This window comes from Pseudomonas artemisiae (assembly GCF_057128685.1).
The window spans coordinates 57,379-73,620 of the sequence record NZ_JBSKHS010000014.1 but is presented as its reverse complement, the minus strand read 5'-3'; the positions used below and the strand labels follow the sequence as shown (position 1 = coordinate 73,620).

The window sequence follows — 16,242 nt, the reverse complement described above, 5'->3', positions numbered from 1 at the left end:
GGCACTGTGCTTAAATTCCCTTCCGGGGCGCCTATTCCACTTTGAACACATGCCGAAGATAAGACACGAAGTTAGGATCACGGCATTGAGTTTTGGCGGCTTCGTCAGAGATTTTCGCCACCGGCTGCCCGTTGCAGCTGGCCATCTTCAGTACCATGCTCATGGGTTTTACGCCTTCGATGTCGCAGGTAAGGTTGGTGCCTATGCCAAAGCTTACATTGATGCGGCCTCGCAGTACTCGATACAGGTTCAAGGACCGGGGCAGGTCCAGGCCGTCGGAGAACACCAGCGTCTTGGTCATGGGGTCGATGCCCAGCTTGCGGTAATGGGCAATGGCTTTCTCGGCCCATGCCACTGGGTCCCCGGAGTCGTGACGCAGCCCATCGAACAGCTTGGCAAAGAACAGATCGAAGTCTCGCAGGAAGGCATCCATGGTGATGGTGTCGGTCAGGGCAATCCCCAATAGGCCACGGTATTCCCTGACCCAGGCATCCAGGGCGGCGATCTGGCTGTCGATCAGTCGAGGGCCGAGCTGCTGATGGGCCATTACCCACTCATGGGCCATGGTGCCCAGAGGCTTAAGGTCGTATTTGCGCGCCAGGTATACGTTGCTGGTACCCACGAAGCGTGCAGGGAAATCGGCCTTCAGTAGCCGCACCACTTCGTCCTGCACACCAAAGGAAAATCGCCGACGGGTGCCGAAATCCGCTACCTGCAAACCGGCCAGCTCATCCGAGGTGGCGTTGGCCACCAGCCAATCGAACTTTCGATACAACTGGTCGCGGGCGCGCTGCAACGGTATGGCTGAATGCAGGTTGCGGTTACGTACTTCGCTAACCATGGCCAGCAACGGGACCTCAAAGAGAATCACATGCAGCCAGGGCCCGCGTAGGCGAATGTAAAGTTCATCGTGCTCGATACCCAGCTGCACATAGCGCAGGTTGAAGCGAAACAGCCCCAGGAAGCGAAGAAAGTCTGGCTTCATAAAGCTTATGTTTTCAAGAAAGGCGCTTTCTTCCGGGCTTAGGCCTAATTCGCACAAACGCTCCAGCTCTACCCTAAGTTCGCCTAGCCAAGGGCGCAGGTCTTCGCCGTTGCGGCAGCGGAATTCCCACTCCACATCGGTATTAGGGTAGTTGTGCAGCACGGCTTGCATCATCGACAGCTTATAAAGGTCGGTATCGAGCAAGGACTGGATAACGCGAGGGCCAAAGGGTGAATCGATCATTAAACGCTCCGGGGGTGCCAACGCCCTTGTGACAACAATGCACGCAAAAAGTGAGTGGCTGGCCAGCTTATGGGTTATCTGACGCCCGCCTGGGCCCTTAAGCAACACTTGGTCATGCAATCGTGAATATCTGCGTCGCGCTTGCCTGTGATGGTGCGCGCCGTAGCGGGGGCGCACTCTGATTGTGCAGTTCCGTTACGCAAATTGTTACGTCAAGGTTGTCCTGACTGGCCAGTCAGGGTTGCTCCTGCGTGTACAGCCTGGTTGCTCTGCACAGCCTGCAGGTAGTACCAGGAGTGTGCCAGGGGGTTGCACGTCCCGTCTAAGCGCTACGGCGAGCGAGCGCCTCTAGGCTAATGTTAAGTCGCCTGTGTTTTAAAAAGCTGATGGCACGCCGCTTGCTCATGCGAACAGGCTAAGAAGCAATTCCCTGAAAGATCAAAACGCTGAAGTTGTAGTGCCAACCAAAAAAAGATCAGGAGCACACCTCATGTCGCAGACGTTTTACAAAAAAGGCTTTCTTGCCCTTGCGGTGGCAACCGCACTGGGCGTTGCATCTTATGCTCAAGCCGACGTGAAGATTGGCGTCGCGGGCCCCATGACCGGCGCCAACGCGTCGTTCGGCGAGCAATACATGAAGGGCGCCCAAGCAGCCGCGGATGCCATCAATGCCGCCGGTGGCGTCAATGGGGAAAAGATTGTGCTGGTGGCAGGGGACGACGCCTGCGAACCCAAGCAGGCGGTCGCAGTGGCCAACCGCTTGGTTGATCAGGATGAGGTAGTCGCCGTGGTTGGGCACTTCTGCTCATCCAATACCATTCCGGCTTCGAAGGTGTATGCCGAGGCGGGTGTACTTGCCATTACGCCAGGCTCGACCAACCCCCAGGTCACTGAGCGCGGCCTGCCGACCATCTTCCGTATGTGTGGCCGTGATGACCAGCAAGGCATCGTCGCTGGCGACTACATCGTTGATATGCTCAAGGCCAAGAAGGTCGCGGTTATTAACGACAAAGATACCTACGGCAAGGGCTTGGCCGATGCTACAGCCGCGCAGCTCAAGAAGCGCGGGGTTACCCCTGTGCTTGAGGAAGGCCTGACCCGTGGCGAGAAAGATTTCAGCGCCCTGGTCACTAAAATCCGCAGCACCGGTGCTGATGTGGTGTTCTTCGGTGGTCTGCACCCCGAAGCGGGGCCATTGGTTCGCCAGATGCGCGAGCAGGGCCTTAAGGACGTAAGGTTTGTGTCTGACGACGGCGTTGTGACCGACGAACTGGTGACCACCGCAGGGGGCGCTCAGTACGTGGATGGCGTGTACATGACCTTCGGCGCTGACCCACGCATGCTGCCTGACTCCAAGGCCGTGGTGGACCAGTTCCGCAAAAGCGGTTATGAGCCGGAAGGCTACACGCTCTATGCCTATGCCTCGCTGCAGGCTATTGCCGCGGGTTTCAATGGCGCGAAGGTAAACAAGGGCGAGAAGGCCGCCGAATGGCTCAAGGCCAACCCCGTCAAAACCGTGATGGGCGAGAAAACCTGGGACAGCAAAGGCGACCTGAAAGTCTCGGACTACGTGATGTATCAGTGGGGCGCGGACGGCAAGTACAAGCAACTTGCACAACAAAAATAAGCCTGGCGGCAGGCCGGCCGTAGGCGTTGAAATGCCCGCGGGCTGGCCCTGCTTCTGTGAAAGGCCAGCCTGGTCGCCTGACCCTAGCCGCTTGGTCAGGCAGCCATTGGCGCCCCCATAGGTTCACGAGAGTGCATGATGGACGGTATCTTCCTGCAGCAAATGGTCAACGGCCTGACCCTGGGGTCGGTCTATGGGCTGATCGCCATCGGTTATACGATGGTGTACGGCATCATCGGCATGATCAACTTCGCCCATGGCGATGTGTATATGGTGTCCTGTTATCTCTCGGCCATTGGCCTGGCGGTACTGTCGTTCTTCGGCATCGAGTCATTCCCTTTTCTTATCCTCGGTACGCTGATTTTCAGCATCGTCGTCACGGGCGTGTATGGCTTTGTGATCGAGCGGGTTGCGTATAAACCCCTGCGTAACTCCACGCGTCTGGCGCCTTTGATCAGCGCCATCGGTATTTCGTTGATCCTGCAGAACTACGTGCAGATCAGCCAGGGTTCGCGGCAACAGGGTGTGCCCACGCTACTTGAGGGTGGCTGGCGCTTCCATGTAGGCACCGGTTTCGTACAGCTGAGCTACACCAAGGCCTTTATCATCATTGCCGCCTTCGTTGGCATGGCCGTACTGACCTACATCATCAAGTACACCAAGCTGGGCCGGATGTGCCGGGCGACCCAGCAAGACCGCAAGATGGCGTCGATCCTGGGTATCAATACCGATCGGGTCATCTCTTATGTGTTCGTGATAGGCGCGGCCATGGCGGCGTTGGCTGGCACATTGGTAACCATGAACTACGGCACCTTCGACTTTTATGCCGGCTTTATCATCGGCATCAAGGCCTTCACCGCCGCAGTGCTGGGTGGTATCGGTTCCTTGCCCGGCGCTATGTTAGGTGGGTTGATTCTGGGGGTAGCGGAGGCGCAATTCTCAGGGTTGGTAAATTCTGACTACAAAGACGTATTCAGCTTCGGCCTGCTGGTGCTGATCCTGATTTTCCGCCCTCAAGGCCTGTTGGGCCGCCCGCTGGTGACGAAGGTTTAAGCCATGGCTACGTCTAAAACGATCGACTTCAAAAAAGTGGCAATCGATACGGTCGCCGCTGGGCTCATGGCCCTTATAGTATTCGGCCCTATCGTAGGCGTCGTACTCGATGGCTACGGCTTTAACACTCAGCCCGCCCGTGTCGCCTTGATGGTGCTGGTAGTCATGGTCGGCCGCTGCGTGCTCAGCGTGTTTTTGCAAACCTCGCGGGGTGCCGCCCTTATTCAAGGCTTGGAGCAAGGCGGTGCCGGTGTGCACGTGCGCGAGCCTAACTATAAATCCAGGCTGCGCTGGATTATCCCGATGATGATCGTGATCGCACTGATTTTTCCTGTGTTCGCTACTAAATACCTTCTCGTAGTGGTTATTGGTGGCCTGATCTACGTACTGCTGGGGCTCGGTTTAAACATTGTGGTAGGCCTGGCGGGCCTTCTGGACCTAGGCTACGTCGCTTTCTACGCCATAGGCGCCTATGGCCTAGCGTTGGGCTATCAGTATCTGGGCCTGGGCTTCTGGTCAGCGATCCCATTGGCGGCTATTGCTGCTGCACTGGCCGGGTGCATCTTGGGCTTCCCGGTACTGCGCATGCATGGTGACTATCTGGCCATCGTGACCTTGGGGTTCGGAGAGATCATCAGGCTGGTCCTGAACAACTGGCTTGATTTCACAGGCGGCCCCAACGGCGTACCAGTCCCTTCTCCCACCTTCCTTGGGCTGGAATTCGGCCGAGTGGCCGAGGGCGGGGGCACCCCGATCCACCAGTTCTTCGGCTTCGATTACAACCCTAACTTGAAATTCGTATTTCTCTATGCAGTGCTGTTCATCTTGGTATTGCTAGTGCTTTACATCAAGCACCGGTTGACTCGCATGCCTGTGGGCCGTGCGTGGGAGGCATTACGTGAAGACGAGATTGCCTGCCGTGCAATGGGTCTAAACCATGTACTGGTCAAGCTTTCCGCGTTTACCCTAGGCGCATCTACTGCCGGCATCGCCGGCGTGTTCTTTGCCAGTTATCAGGGGTTCGTCAATCCAACCTCGTTTACCTTCTTCGAGTCGGCTTTGATCCTGGCTATCGTAGTGCTCGGCGGGATGGGCTCGACACTGGGTGTTGTAATCGCGGCCTTTGTGCTCACTACAGCTCCTGAGTTACTGCGCAGCTTCGCCGATTATCGTGTGTTGCTGTTCGGCATATTGATGGTAGTGATGATGATCTGGCGGCCGCGCGGGCTGATTCGGGTCAGCCGTACCGGTGTAGTGCCACGCAAAGGAGTGGCGCCATGAGCGACGATATCATCCTGTCGGTTGAGCATTTGATGATGCACTTCGGCGGTATCAAGGCCTTGAGCGACGTGAACCTGCAAATAAAGCGCAATTCGATCTTCGCGCTGATCGGCCCTAATGGCGCGGGCAAAACCACGGTGTTTAACTGCCTGACGGGGTTTTATAAAGCCACTGGCGGGCGTATCCAGCTCAATGCCCGTGGCGGCAGCGTAGAGGTGATCAAGCTTCTGGGCGAGCCGTTCAAGGCCGGCGACTTCGTGGCCCCTGGGCGGTTTCTCAATCGGCTGTATTACAAGATGTTCGGTGGTACCCACTTAGTCAATCGTGCGGGGCTGGCGCGCACGTTCCAGAACATTCGCTTGTTCAAGGAAATGTCTGTCGTTGAAAACCTGCTGGTGGCTCAGCACATGTGGGTCAATCGCAATATGCTGGCCGGTATCCTCAATACCCCAGGCTACCGCAAGGCTGAAGCGCGGGCGCTGGAAACGGCCTTCTATTGGCTGGAAGTGGTGGACTTGGTCGATTGCGCCAACCGGTTGGCTGGGGAGCTGTCCTATGGCCAGCAGCGCCGCCTGGAAATCGCCAGGGCTATGTGTACCCGGCCCCAAGTGATTTGCCTCGACGAACCCGCCGCGGGGCTCAACCCCCAGGAAACCGAAGCGCTGAGCGGGATGATCCGCCACCTGCGCGACCACCACGATATGACCGTGGTGCTGATCGAGCATGACATGGGCATGGTGATGAGTATTTCCGACGACATTGTGGTGCTGGATCACGGCAATGTAATTGCCATGGGCAAGCCCGAGCAGATCCGCAATGACCCCAAAGTGATCGCCGCCTACCTGGGCGCTGACGAAGAGGAGCTGGTATGACCTCGCCTATCCTCGAGCTACGCTCCATTGATGTGTACTACGGGCCTATCCAGGCTCTCAAACAAGTGTCACTGCACATCGACCCTGGCGAAACCGTAAGCCTGATTGGTTCCAATGGGGCAGGAAAGTCCACGCTGTTGATGTCGATCTTCGGTCAGCCCCGCGTGGCCAGTGGGCAGATTGTCTACGAGGGTACTGACATCACCCAGAAGTCGTCCCATTTCATCGCCTCCAATGGCATTGCCCAATCCCCTGAAGGCCGGCGCGTTTTCCCGGACATGACCGTGGAAGAGAACCTGATGATGGGGACTATCCCCATTGGGGATAAATACGCCAGCGAAGACCTGCGGCGGATGTTCGAGCTGTTCCCTAGGCTCAAGGAGCGGCGTAATCAGCGGGCCATGACTATGTCCGGTGGTGAGCAGCAGATGCTCGCCATCGCCCGTGCCCTGATGAGCCGCCCGCGGTTGCTGTTGCTGGACGAGCCTTCTTTGGGGCTGGCGCCTATCGTGGTGAAGCAGATCTTCGCCACCTTGCGGGAGCTGGCGCAGTCGGGGATGACGATTTTTCTGGTGGAGCAAAACGCCAACCACGCGCTAAGGCTCTCTGATCGCGCTTATGTGATGGTTAACGGGCAGATTCGGCTAAGTGGCACGGGTCAAGAACTGCTCGCCAATGACGATGTGCGTAATGCCTATCTCGGCGGTCACTGACCACTGACCGCTGCGCTCTGGAAATGTGGAAAACATTTTTAGAGCGCCACTGGAATGCGACTTTGCGTCGCATTTTGGCCTTAGTTATCCCCAATGGTTATTAGCCCCCAATAACCGTGCATCGGCTTGTGAATAACCTGGTAGCACAGCGCTGAAAGCCACGATTCATGGGGCTTTCAAAGGATTGTTCATTAATTGATCAGTCAGCGCTAAGCGCTGCCATGAGGCAATTGTCAAGCCTTGACAGCAGGGCATCAGCCGGGTAAGCAGCCTGTGGATAAGTCTGTGTGAAACCTTTGGAAATATGGCTGCAAGGGCCGCTTTTCCTAGGGCCATTAGTATTGTTTTCAATTCACCCCCGAGTGCCCGACGGTAGAGTAATTGATGAAATTACCTGGTCGCGATTGTACCGGCTCTGCTCGGCGGGCATGCTGGGCGGCGAACCTATCCCTAGCGGCCTGGGCCGCTTCTTCGAGGAAAACCCGATGCCTTCTGTATTCATTACCGGTGCAACGTCTGGCTTTGGTGAGGCCTGCGCGCGGCGCTTCGCGGCTGCGGGCTGGTCGCTGATCATCACGGGCCGCCGTGAAGAGCGTTTGCAGGCGTTGGCAGAAGAGCTAGGCGCTCAGGTAAAGGTGCTTGCTCTGACCGTGGACGTGCGCGATCGCCAAGCCATGGAAGCGGCCATTGCCGGTTTGCCGGAGGAATTCGCCACCTTGACGGCGCTGGTGAACAACGCCGGCCTCGCCCTGGGCGCGGACCCCGCGCCAAAGTGCGACCTGGATGACTGGGAAACCATGGTCGATACCAACATCAAGGGCTTGCTGTACGCCACGCGGTTGCTGCTGCCGCGGTTGATCGCCCATGGCAAGGGCGCGGGGATCGTCAACCTGGGTTCGGTGGCGGGTAGCTATCCCTACCCTGGTAGCCATGTGTATGGCGGCACCAAGGCCTTCGTGAAGCAATTCTCGCTAAGCTTGCGTTGCGACTTGCAAGGTACTGGCGTGCGGGTCACCGATCTGGAGCCAGGCATGTGCGAAAGCGAATTCTCCTTGGTACGTTTCGGCGGTGACCAGGCACGCTATAACGCTACCTATGCAGGTGCCGAGCCTATTCAGCCCCAAGACATCGCCGATACGATCTTCTGGATCCTCACCCAGCCGGCCCACATCAACATCAACCGCCTTGAGCTGATGCCCATCACTCAGTCTTGGGCAGGCTTTGCGGTGGATCGCAAACAACAGGGCTAACCCTAAGCGCGTCCAAGCAGGTATAGAGATGGTACGGGGTAGTGGACGGCATGTCATGCCGGCTCACTGCTCCGGCGGCGTCCCGACACTCATACCAGCCCACCGGCCGCAAGAAGCTGGTTTGCAATTCACTCAATTGTTGGGTCAGGCTTGAGGCGCGATCGGGCAGCAGGCTCAGCGCTCTAAGGTACTCGGCCTGGGCCCAGATTCGCCGAGTGCCGTCGAGCAACTCGCCATTTGCCGCAAGGCTTGCGCACACTGCGCCTTCACGCAGGCCTTGCGCCTCGGAACGTGCCAGGGCGGCGGCCATGTCCATGGTTAGGGGGTGCCTGGCCAGGCTGGGCGAAGATGCCAGCAGGTAATACCACTCGAATTGATGCCCTGGCTCGTACCAGTTATCCAGGCTGCCCGTGGGCTTTTCGAGCAGTACTTGATGGGCAGGGTCGTAAAACCTGTGGTGCATGCCATCGCACAAGGCGATCAGAGCAGCCTGGGTGGTTTCGCTCGGTGAGGTATCCAGCACGGCCAAAAACGCCTCTGCCAAATGCATCAGCGGGTTCTGCAGTGGGGGTTCGCCCAAAGAGGCCCATTCGCGATCCAGGCACGCCGTATACAGGCCATCCTCGATGGCAAAACGCTGAACCATCGCCAACGCATCGTTTACTGCCGTGGCCGCGCCCTGTTGGCGGCGCTGATAGTGCGCGCAAGCGAACAGTACGAACGCATGGGTGTAAAGGTCTTTACGGGTATCCAAAGGCTTGCCTTGGGCATCCACGCTGTAAAACCAGCCACCGTGCTCTGGGTCGGCGAAGTACTGGTTGAGGGAAGCGAACAACGCCGCGGCCCGGGCGCCAGCACCGGGCCGCTCGCTCAGGCAAGTAAATAGAAACAGTTGTCGGGCACAGGCCATGGCCCTATAGCGCTGGGGCGGCAAGGGCCGATGTTGGTCGTCCAATGCCTCGAAGGGCAGCTGGAGCTCGGCATTCCAGCCCGGCCCTTCCCACAGCGGTACTATGCTGTGAAGAAAGTGCTGCCACACCGTGGCGAAGGTTTCGGCAAGTTGTGGGTGCTGGCGGGAGGCAGGCATGGACGGCTTCATGGCGGGCTGCAAATGGGCGCCACTGTAGCAGCAAGCCCTGCTTGCGACCAAGGGCTTGGCACTTGCGCCATGGGCGGCAGCGCTCACGCCGACAGGCTAACAGGCACGCCCACCCGAACCTGCGCCGTCTCGTTGCAGTCACAGCCTTGACCATTGTTAGCGCACTGATGCCCCACGGATGGTCGCTGTAAGGAGAACCTCATGTCGCGCCCGCTTCGCATCCTCGCCTGGACCGCCGCCGTTATCGCGCTGCTGGTCGTTATTCTGGTGATCATCATCGCAACCTTTGACTGGAACAGGGTCAAGCCAACCCTGAACGAGAAGGTGTCGGCAGCCCTGCACCGCCCCTTCGCAATCAATGGCGACCTGGCGGTGCATTGGGCACGCGAACCGGACGAAGGCGGCTGGCATGCCTGGATTCCCTGGCCGCGCTTTAGCGCTCAAGACATCACCTTGGGCAACCCGGAATGGTCCAGCGAGCCCCATATGGCTACCTTGCAGCGCGTGGAGTTTCGGTTATCACCGCTGCCACTGTTGGCCCAGCACATTGTCATCCCGCGCATCGACCTGACCCAGCCCAATGCTCAGTTGCAACGCCTGAAGGATGGCAGGGCCAACTGGGCCTTCGACCTGGGGCCAAAGGACGAAAACACCGAGCCTTCGAGCTGGGTATTGGATATTGGCGCCATTGGCTTCGATAAAGGCCAGGTTACGCTGGACGACGCTACCCTCGATACCCAGATGGACGTATTGATCGACCCCTTGGGCAAGCCCATTCCGTTCAAGGAGCTGGCCGGGCAGAGCGAGGCTGCCAAAGCCTTGGAAAAAGACGGCAGCAGCGCTCAGGACTACGCCTTTGGCTTCAAGGCCAAGGGAAAGTACAAAGGCCTGCCGGTAAAGGGTGATGGCAAGATAGGCGGCCTGTTGGCCCTGCAGGACGCTCGTCAGCCGTTCCCGGTGCAGGTGGATGTCACCGCCGGCGATACCCATGCCGCGGTGGTAGGCACCTTGATCGACCCACGCAACCTGGGAGCGCTGGACCTGCACCTGAAGCTCTCTGGTACCAGCCTGGGTAACCTGTTCCCCTTGACCGGGGTCACCCTGCCGGATTCGCCGCCCTATAGCACCGATGGCCATCTGGTCGCCCGGCTGCATGAGGCTAATGGCGCTACCTTCCGCTATCAGGGCTTCAATGGGCGCATCGGCGCCAGTGACATCCATGGGGACCTGGGATTTGCAGCTACCCAGCCACGCCCCAAGCTGACCGGCCAACTGGTGTCCAATCAGTTGCTGTTCGCAGACCTGGCGCCACTGATTGGCGCAGATTCCAACACCGAGAAGAAAGCCCGTGGCGCCGCTACCCAGCAGCCTGAAGGCAAGGTGCTGCCGGTGGAGGCCTTCCGTACCGATCGCTGGCGCGCCATGGACGCGGATGTGCAGTTCAGTGGCAAGCGGATCGTAAAAAGCGAGAGCCTGCCCATTACAAATCTGGACACCCACGTGGTGCTCGATGATGGCCGCTTGAGCCTGGACCCTCTGCGCTTTGGCGTGGCCGGGGGCCAATTGAATTCGCAAATTAGCCTTAACGGCCGGGCTACGCCACTGCAAGGCCAAGCCAAGCTCAGCGCGCGCGGCTTCAAGCTCAAGCAACTGTTCCCGACCTTCGAACCCATGCGCACCAGTTTCGGTGAGCTCAATGGTGACGCGCGGTTTTCCGGTACGGGCAACTCGGTAGCTGCTCTATTGGGCTCAGCCAATGGCAGTTTGAAGATGCTGGTCAATGACGGCGCGGTCAGTCGAGACCTGATGGAAATTGCCGGTTTGAACGTGGGCAATTATCTGATGGGGAAACTCTTCGGCGACAAAGAAGTGAAGATCAATTGCGCCGCGGCTGACATCGGCGTCAAGGAGGGGCTGGCCAGTACCAACCTGTTCGTGTTCGACGCGGAAAATGCAGTAATTTATATCGACGGCGATGCGAATTTCAAAACCGAACGCATGGACTTCAAGGTCACGCCTGAATCCAAGGGCTTCCGCCTGTTCTCCCTGCGCTCACCGCTTTACGTGCGTGGCACCTTCGCCAACCCAAGCGCGGGCGTGCAGAGTGTGCCCCTGTTACTGCGTGGCGCCGGCATGGTGGCATTGGGCGCGGTGGTTGCACCAGCGGCTGGCCTGCTTGCCTTGGTAGTGCCTAGCGGTGGAGATGATGACACCAACCAGTGCCGGCCGTTGCTGGAGCAAATGCAGCAGGGCAAGGTACCCAAGACTGTGCGTTGATTCGCATGAATATAGGCAGGCGCTGTAGGCGCTAGCGCAGCTAGCGAACAGGGTATTTGTGGCTGTTCGCGAGCTGGCGCTCGTTTCTACGGGGGCGGGTGCTGGTCCAGATAGGCGAAAAAACCAGGCAGGCGCCTGGTTTGCCTGCAGCGTTTACTGCATCAGGTCAGGTCGCTGAGAATATCGGCCATATCATCGGCGTGTTCTTCTTCCTGGGCCAGGATGTCTTCGAAGATACGGCGGGTGGTTGGGTCTTTGTCGCCAATGTACTGGACGATTTCCCGGTAGGAATCAATGGCGATGCGCTCGGCAACCAAATCTTCGTACACCATCTCACGCAGGTTGTTGCCCGCTTTGTATTCAGCATGGGACAGCCCTGACAGCAAGTCGGGGTTGAACTCAGGCTCGCCACCCAACTGCACGATGCGTTCGGCCAGGCGGTCAGCGTGTTCGGCTTCCTGCTGGGCGTGCTCTAGGAATTCATCTGCCGCTACGCTGGCTTTTAAGCCAGTGGCCATGAAGTAGTGGCGCTTGTAGCGCAGGGTGCATACCAGTTCGGTGGCCAGGGATTCGTTCAACAGGCGAATGATTTCTTCGCGATCGGCCGCATAGCCTTCGGTTACGGCGCCATTGTCAACGTGTTGACGCGCGCGTTCGCGCAGTACGCTTTTTTCAGTCAATTGCAGATTCATCATAGGAATATTCTCCAAGCGATTCACGGTGCCCGGCCTGCTCTATGAGGTGCTCTAGCTTGGCATGCTCGGGTTTAAGTCTGAGTAGCCCCCCAGACGGAAGGTTTCACGTCTAGGGCGCCTCAGCTGCGGCAGGTGCCGGCTTATTTGGCTTGTTCGTTCTGCTTGCGCTGTTCGCAGGTCATAAAGCCCTTGGTATCAACCAGCCCAGCACTGCTGAAGCTGACGTAGTAGGGCTGTTGATGGCCGTCGCGGTTAAGCACGTAGTTGTTACAGGTCCCATTCACAGAACCGGCAGTACCTTCCACTACAGTGGAGGGTGGGCCAGCGATGGTCCGTACCTGCTCCATGGTCATGCCTTTCTCAACCTGCTTGACCAACGGTTCGTTACGGTAGGTCACGAAGTCCACTGGGTTCTGTGGGGTAGTCTGGCAACCGGCGAGCAGGGCGAAGGTGCACGCAGCGGTGAGCATATGCTTGTACATGGGTATCGCTCCTTGAAAAGCCGAAGTGGCTATGCAGTTTGGAGCTTAACTTGTGCGCAAGAGTTCGAACTTTCCCGCATTCTGGCCGCTTCGTTACATTTGCCAGTGATTGGGGCCTGCGGTGGTGCTGGTTATGCCAAGAGTTCGCTGGCAGACTGCCCATCCTCCCGGGTCGCTTGTTCGAGGCCGTATGCCCACGTTTTCGTCGCGTCACATAGTGATCGCCAGCTGGCTGCTGGTGATTGGCGGGTTGCTGCTGGTGCTACCGCTGCGCCTGCTGCCGAGTCTGCTGGCGGGCTTATTGGTGTTCGAGCTGGTCAACATGCTCACGCCCCAGCTACAACGGCTGATCGCTGGCCCCCGGGCTCGCTGGTTGGCGGTGGCGCTGCTGGGTACCCTGGTGGTCAGTGCCCTGGCGCTGATTTTCTTCGGTGCCTTTAGCCTGGTGCTGCATGAGGTAGAAAACCCCGGTGCGTCTCTGGATAAATTCATGACCGTGGTCGACCGGGCGCGCGGGCAATTGCCACCAGCAATCGATGCCTACCTGCCAGCCAGCGCGGCGGAATTTCGGATAGCCATTGGTGCCTGGCTGGGCAAGCATGTAAGTGACCTGCAACTGGTGGGCAAGGATGCGGTGCACACGTTCGTGACCCTGCTGATCGGCATGGTACTGGGCGCGATCATCGCCCTGCAGCGTGGCCCAGAGCTCGCGGAGCGCAGGCCGCTGGCCGCGGCGCTTTATCAGCGGCTCACGCTGCTGGTGCGGGCCTTTCGCAATATCGTCTTCGCGCAGATCAAGATTTCACTGCTCAACACCGCCTTTACCGCCGTGTTTCTGATGGTGGTATTGCCGCTATTGGGGATCAAGCTGCCGCTGACCAAAACCCTGGTGGTGTTGACCTTCCTGCTGGGCTTGCTACCGGTGATCGGCAACCTGATGTCCAACACCCTGATCACCATCGTAGGCTTGTCGCTGTCGATCTGGGTCGCGATAGCCGCCCTGGGCTACCTGATCTTCATCCACAAAGTGGAATACTTTCTCAACGCACGGATCGTCGGGGGGCAGATTCAGGCCAAGTCCTGGGAGCTGTTATTGGCCATGCTGATATTCGAGGCGGCGTTTGGCCTGCCCGGCGTGGTGGCCGGGCCGGTGTATTACGCCTACCTCAAGAGCGAGCTACGCGAAGCAAGGCTGGTGTAAGGCCCGCCTCAGGCAGGGTATTGGCCAGTTCAGGTTAGCCACCGTACCGTCGCCAAGCCTCGATGGCCAGCCCGCTGCCAATGCTGCCGAAGCGGTTGCCTTCCACATGGCGAGCGTTGGGTAGCATGGCCGCCACGCTGTTACGCAGTGCTGGAATACCGCTAGAGCCGCCGGTAAAGAACACGGTATCCACCTGGCTTTCGCTGACTCCCGCCCGGGTCAGGGTTTCGCTGACACTGGCGCGCACCCGCCCTAGCAAGCCTTCGATGGCGCTTTCGAACAGAGCGCGGGTAAGTTCTACGCTTAGGCCCGGTTCTACGCGCTCCAGTGTTAGCAAGCGGCTTTGAGCGTCGGTGAGCTGGATCTTGGTGTCTTCCACTTCCATGGCCAACCAGTGCCCGGCGCGCTGCTCGATCAGCCGGAACAGCCGGTCGATGCCTTGGGTGTCTTCGATGTCGTAGCGCATGTTGCTCAAGGCAATCTGGGATTTCTGCGAATAGACCGAGTTAATGGTGTGCCAGGTGGCCAGGTTCAGGTGGAAGCTGGTAGGCATCAAGGCCTGGCTTTTCATTCGGCTGCCATAGCCGAACAGCGGCATTACCCCTTGCAAGCTCAATTGCTTGTCGAAATCCGTACCGCCCACGTGCACGCCGCCAGTGGCCAAAATGTCGTCCTGGCGCTCGGTCAGGGCGCGCCGCTCCGGGGCCAGGCGCACTAGGGAAAAGTCGGACGTACCGCCGCCGATGTCCACGATGAGCACCAGTTCTTCGCGCTCGATTCCGGATTCATAATCGAAGGCCGCGGCAATGGGTTCGTACTGGAAGGACACCTCTTTGAAGCCTATCTTGCGCGCAACCGCCGCGAGCGTGTCTTCGGCTTCCTGGTCGGCGGTCGGGTCTTCGTCCACAAAGAACACCGGTCGGCCCAGAACCACGTGATCGAAGCCGCGTCCGCTGGCGTGCTCACCGCGCTGCTTGAGCTGAGCGATAAACAAGCCGAGCAAGTCCTTGAAGGGCAGAGCGCTGCCAAGCACGCTGGTGTCATGCTTGATCAGGCGCGACCCAAGCAGGCTCTTGAGCGAGCGCATCAGGCGGCCTTCGTAGCCTTCCAAGTACTCCTTAAGGGCCAGGCGGCCATACACTGGGCGGCGCTCCTCGGCATTGAAGAACACTACGGAGGGTAAGGTGATCTTGCCGTCTTCGAGCGGCAGCAAGGTGTCCTCGCCATGCCGGTACCAGCCCACTGTTGAGTTGGAGGTACCAAAGTCAATGCCGCAGGCGCGAGCGAAGGGAGCGGTGGTCATGTATCGGCCCTGGGGGAAAAACGGCCGCGCAGTGTATGCCACAGGCCGCTGGAATCGAAGGCCAGGTGTCTGTTATTTACAGGGCCACGCAGCGCGCTCCTTGAAAGGCGCCGCCTGGCCCCAATCTAGAGGGCATTACCGCGCGCGAACCTTTTCCTCAGGCAACGTCTTATTCCACAGACGAGTTCGCGCCTTTCCCTTTTCAGGTGGTTTCTACAGATGGATTTCAAAGACTACTACAAGATTCTTGGCGTAGAGCCTACGGCGGACGAGAAGGCCATCAAGGCCGCCTACCGCAAGCTGGCCCGCAAGTATCACCCCGATGTGAGCAAGGAGCCCAATGCCGAGGCGCATTTCAAGGAGGCCTCCGAAGCTTACGATGCTCTAAGCAACCCGGAAAAACGCGCCGAATACGACGAGCTGCGCAAGTACGGCGTGCACGGCAGGCCTTTTCAGGCGCCACCGGGTTACGGTGGTGGCCCATTCGGGCAAAGCGACAACCCCGAGTTCTCGGATTTCTTCAGCTCCATCTTCGGTAATCAGAGCCGCGCCGGTAATCCCTTCGGTAATGCTCGCGGCTCTACCCGCAACGTACGTCGGCGTGGCAAGGATGTAGAGCTGGAGCTTGCTTTGTTTCTTGAAGAAACCCTGTCGGATGAATCCAAGCAGGTGAGTTTCCGCGTGCCGCAGCACAACGCCGCGGGCCAGCCCACGGGCAGCGCCACCAAAACCCTTAACGTAAAGATCCCTGCCGGGGTGATGGACGGTGAACGCGTGCGCCTCAAGGGCCAGGGTGGGCCCGGCCATGCGGGAGGGGAAAGTGGTGACCTTTACCTGACCATCCGCTATGCGCCCCACACACGTTTTAGCGTGGAAGGCACTGACTTGGTGGTCGACGTTCCCGTAGCGCCCTGGGAGTTGGCCTTAGGGGCCAAGGTACCCGTGGCCACGCTCACTGGCCGGGTGAACCTGACTATTCGCCCAGACAGCCAGAATGGCCAGCGGTTGCGGGTGAAAGAAAATGGCTTGCCCATTAAGGGCGGCGGGCGGGGCGACCTGTTCGTGCAATTGAAGGTGGTAATGCCACCGCGCAACGATGCCACCCGCGAACTCTGGAACAAGCTGGCGCACAAGGCAGCGTTCGACCCACGGGCCTGAGGG

General features: G+C 58.8%; 14 protein-coding genes. 9 read left to right on the top strand and 5 right to left on the bottom strand.

Annotated elements, in window-relative coordinates:
* Positions 1–31: 31 nt before the first annotated feature.
* Complete coding sequence (pncB, locus tag ACWKV4_RS16295) at positions 32–1,228, bottom strand: nicotinate phosphoribosyltransferase (RefSeq protein WP_483833133.1); 1,197 nt, start codon at positions 1,226–1,228, stop codon at positions 32–34.
* A 490-nt stretch (positions 1,229–1,718) separates the two neighbouring features.
* On the opposite strand from pncB, the gene ACWKV4_RS16290 reads away from it, so the two are divergent.
* From ACWKV4_RS16290 to ACWKV4_RS16265, 6 genes are all read left to right on the top strand, one after another.
* Complete coding sequence (locus ACWKV4_RS16290; protein ID WP_483833132.1) at positions 1,719–2,855, top strand: branched-chain amino acid ABC transporter substrate-binding protein; 1,137 nt, start codon at positions 1,719–1,721, stop codon at positions 2,853–2,855.
* A 138-nt stretch (positions 2,856–2,993) separates the two neighbouring features.
* Positions 2,994–3,908 (top strand): ABC transporter permease subunit, encoded by a 915-nt coding sequence (locus tag ACWKV4_RS16285; protein WP_483833158.1) that lies wholly within the window; start codon positions 2,994–2,996, stop codon positions 3,906–3,908.
* A gap of 3 nt (positions 3,909–3,911) precedes the next feature.
* Positions 3,912–5,189, top strand: a complete 1,278-nt coding sequence (gene livM, locus ACWKV4_RS16280) for a high-affinity branched-chain amino acid ABC transporter permease LivM (protein ID WP_483833131.1) — start codon at positions 3,912–3,914, stop codon at positions 5,187–5,189.
* Positions 5,186–6,061 (top strand): ABC transporter ATP-binding protein, encoded by an 876-nt coding sequence (locus tag ACWKV4_RS16275; protein WP_483833130.1) that lies wholly within the window; start codon positions 5,186–5,188, stop codon positions 6,059–6,061. The genes livM and ACWKV4_RS16275 overlap by 4 nt, the downstream gene beginning before the upstream one ends.
* On the top strand, positions 6,058–6,774 hold the full coding sequence (locus ACWKV4_RS16270) for an ABC transporter ATP-binding protein (protein ID WP_483833129.1): 717 nt from the start codon (positions 6,058–6,060) through the stop codon (positions 6,772–6,774). Before ACWKV4_RS16275 ends, ACWKV4_RS16270 begins: the two co-directional genes overlap by 4 nt.
* Before the next feature lie 485 nt (positions 6,775–7,259).
* Positions 7,260–8,024, top strand: a complete 765-nt coding sequence (locus ACWKV4_RS16265) for an SDR family oxidoreductase (RefSeq protein ID WP_483833128.1) — start codon at positions 7,260–7,262, stop codon at positions 8,022–8,024.
* Here the strand turns inward: ACWKV4_RS16265 and ACWKV4_RS16260 are convergent.
* The gene (locus ACWKV4_RS16260) at positions 7,975–9,111 is read right to left on the bottom strand and encodes an AGE family epimerase/isomerase (RefSeq protein WP_483833127.1); all 1,137 of its coding nucleotides are present in this window, start codon (positions 9,109–9,111) and stop codon (positions 7,975–7,977) included. The genes ACWKV4_RS16265 and ACWKV4_RS16260 overlap by 50 nt on opposite strands.
* Positions 9,112–9,324: 213 nt before the next feature.
* On the opposite strand from ACWKV4_RS16260, the gene ACWKV4_RS16255 reads away from it, so the two are divergent.
* Complete coding sequence (locus ACWKV4_RS16255; RefSeq protein WP_483833126.1) at positions 9,325–11,400, top strand: AsmA family protein; 2,076 nt, start codon at positions 9,325–9,327, stop codon at positions 11,398–11,400.
* A 161-nt stretch (positions 11,401–11,561) separates the two neighbouring features.
* Here the strand turns inward: ACWKV4_RS16255 and ACWKV4_RS16250 are convergent, their stop codons facing one another.
* Both ACWKV4_RS16250 and osmE read right to left on the bottom strand, forming a co-directional pair.
* Positions 11,562–12,095: a ferritin-like domain-containing protein gene (locus ACWKV4_RS16250; protein ID WP_483833125.1), complete on the bottom strand. Its 534-nt coding sequence runs from the start codon at positions 12,093–12,095 to the stop codon at positions 11,562–11,564.
* A 140-nt stretch (positions 12,096–12,235) separates the two neighbouring features.
* Positions 12,236–12,577 (bottom strand): osmotically-inducible lipoprotein OsmE, encoded by a 342-nt coding sequence (osmE, locus tag ACWKV4_RS16245; protein WP_483833124.1) that lies wholly within the window; start codon positions 12,575–12,577, stop codon positions 12,236–12,238.
* Positions 12,578–12,767: 190 nt separating this feature from the next.
* Here osmE and ACWKV4_RS16240 point away from each other — a divergent pair, with 190 nt between their 5' ends.
* On the top strand, positions 12,768–13,778 hold the full coding sequence (locus tag ACWKV4_RS16240) for an AI-2E family transporter (protein ID WP_483833123.1): 1,011 nt from the start codon (positions 12,768–12,770) through the stop codon (positions 13,776–13,778).
* A 34-nt stretch (positions 13,779–13,812) separates the two neighbouring features.
* On the opposite strand, the gene ACWKV4_RS16235 is transcribed toward ACWKV4_RS16240, so the two are convergent.
* Entirely contained in the window at positions 13,813–15,081 is a 1,269-nt protein-coding gene (locus tag ACWKV4_RS16235) for an Hsp70 family protein (protein ID WP_483833122.1), read from the bottom strand.
* Positions 15,082–15,300: 219 nt separating this feature from the next.
* Between ACWKV4_RS16235 and ACWKV4_RS16230 the strand changes: the two genes are divergently transcribed.
* Positions 15,301–16,239 (top strand): DnaJ C-terminal domain-containing protein, encoded by a 939-nt coding sequence (locus tag ACWKV4_RS16230; protein ID WP_483833121.1) that lies wholly within the window; start codon positions 15,301–15,303, stop codon positions 16,237–16,239.
* The last annotated feature ends 3 nt before the right edge of the window (positions 16,240–16,242 follow it).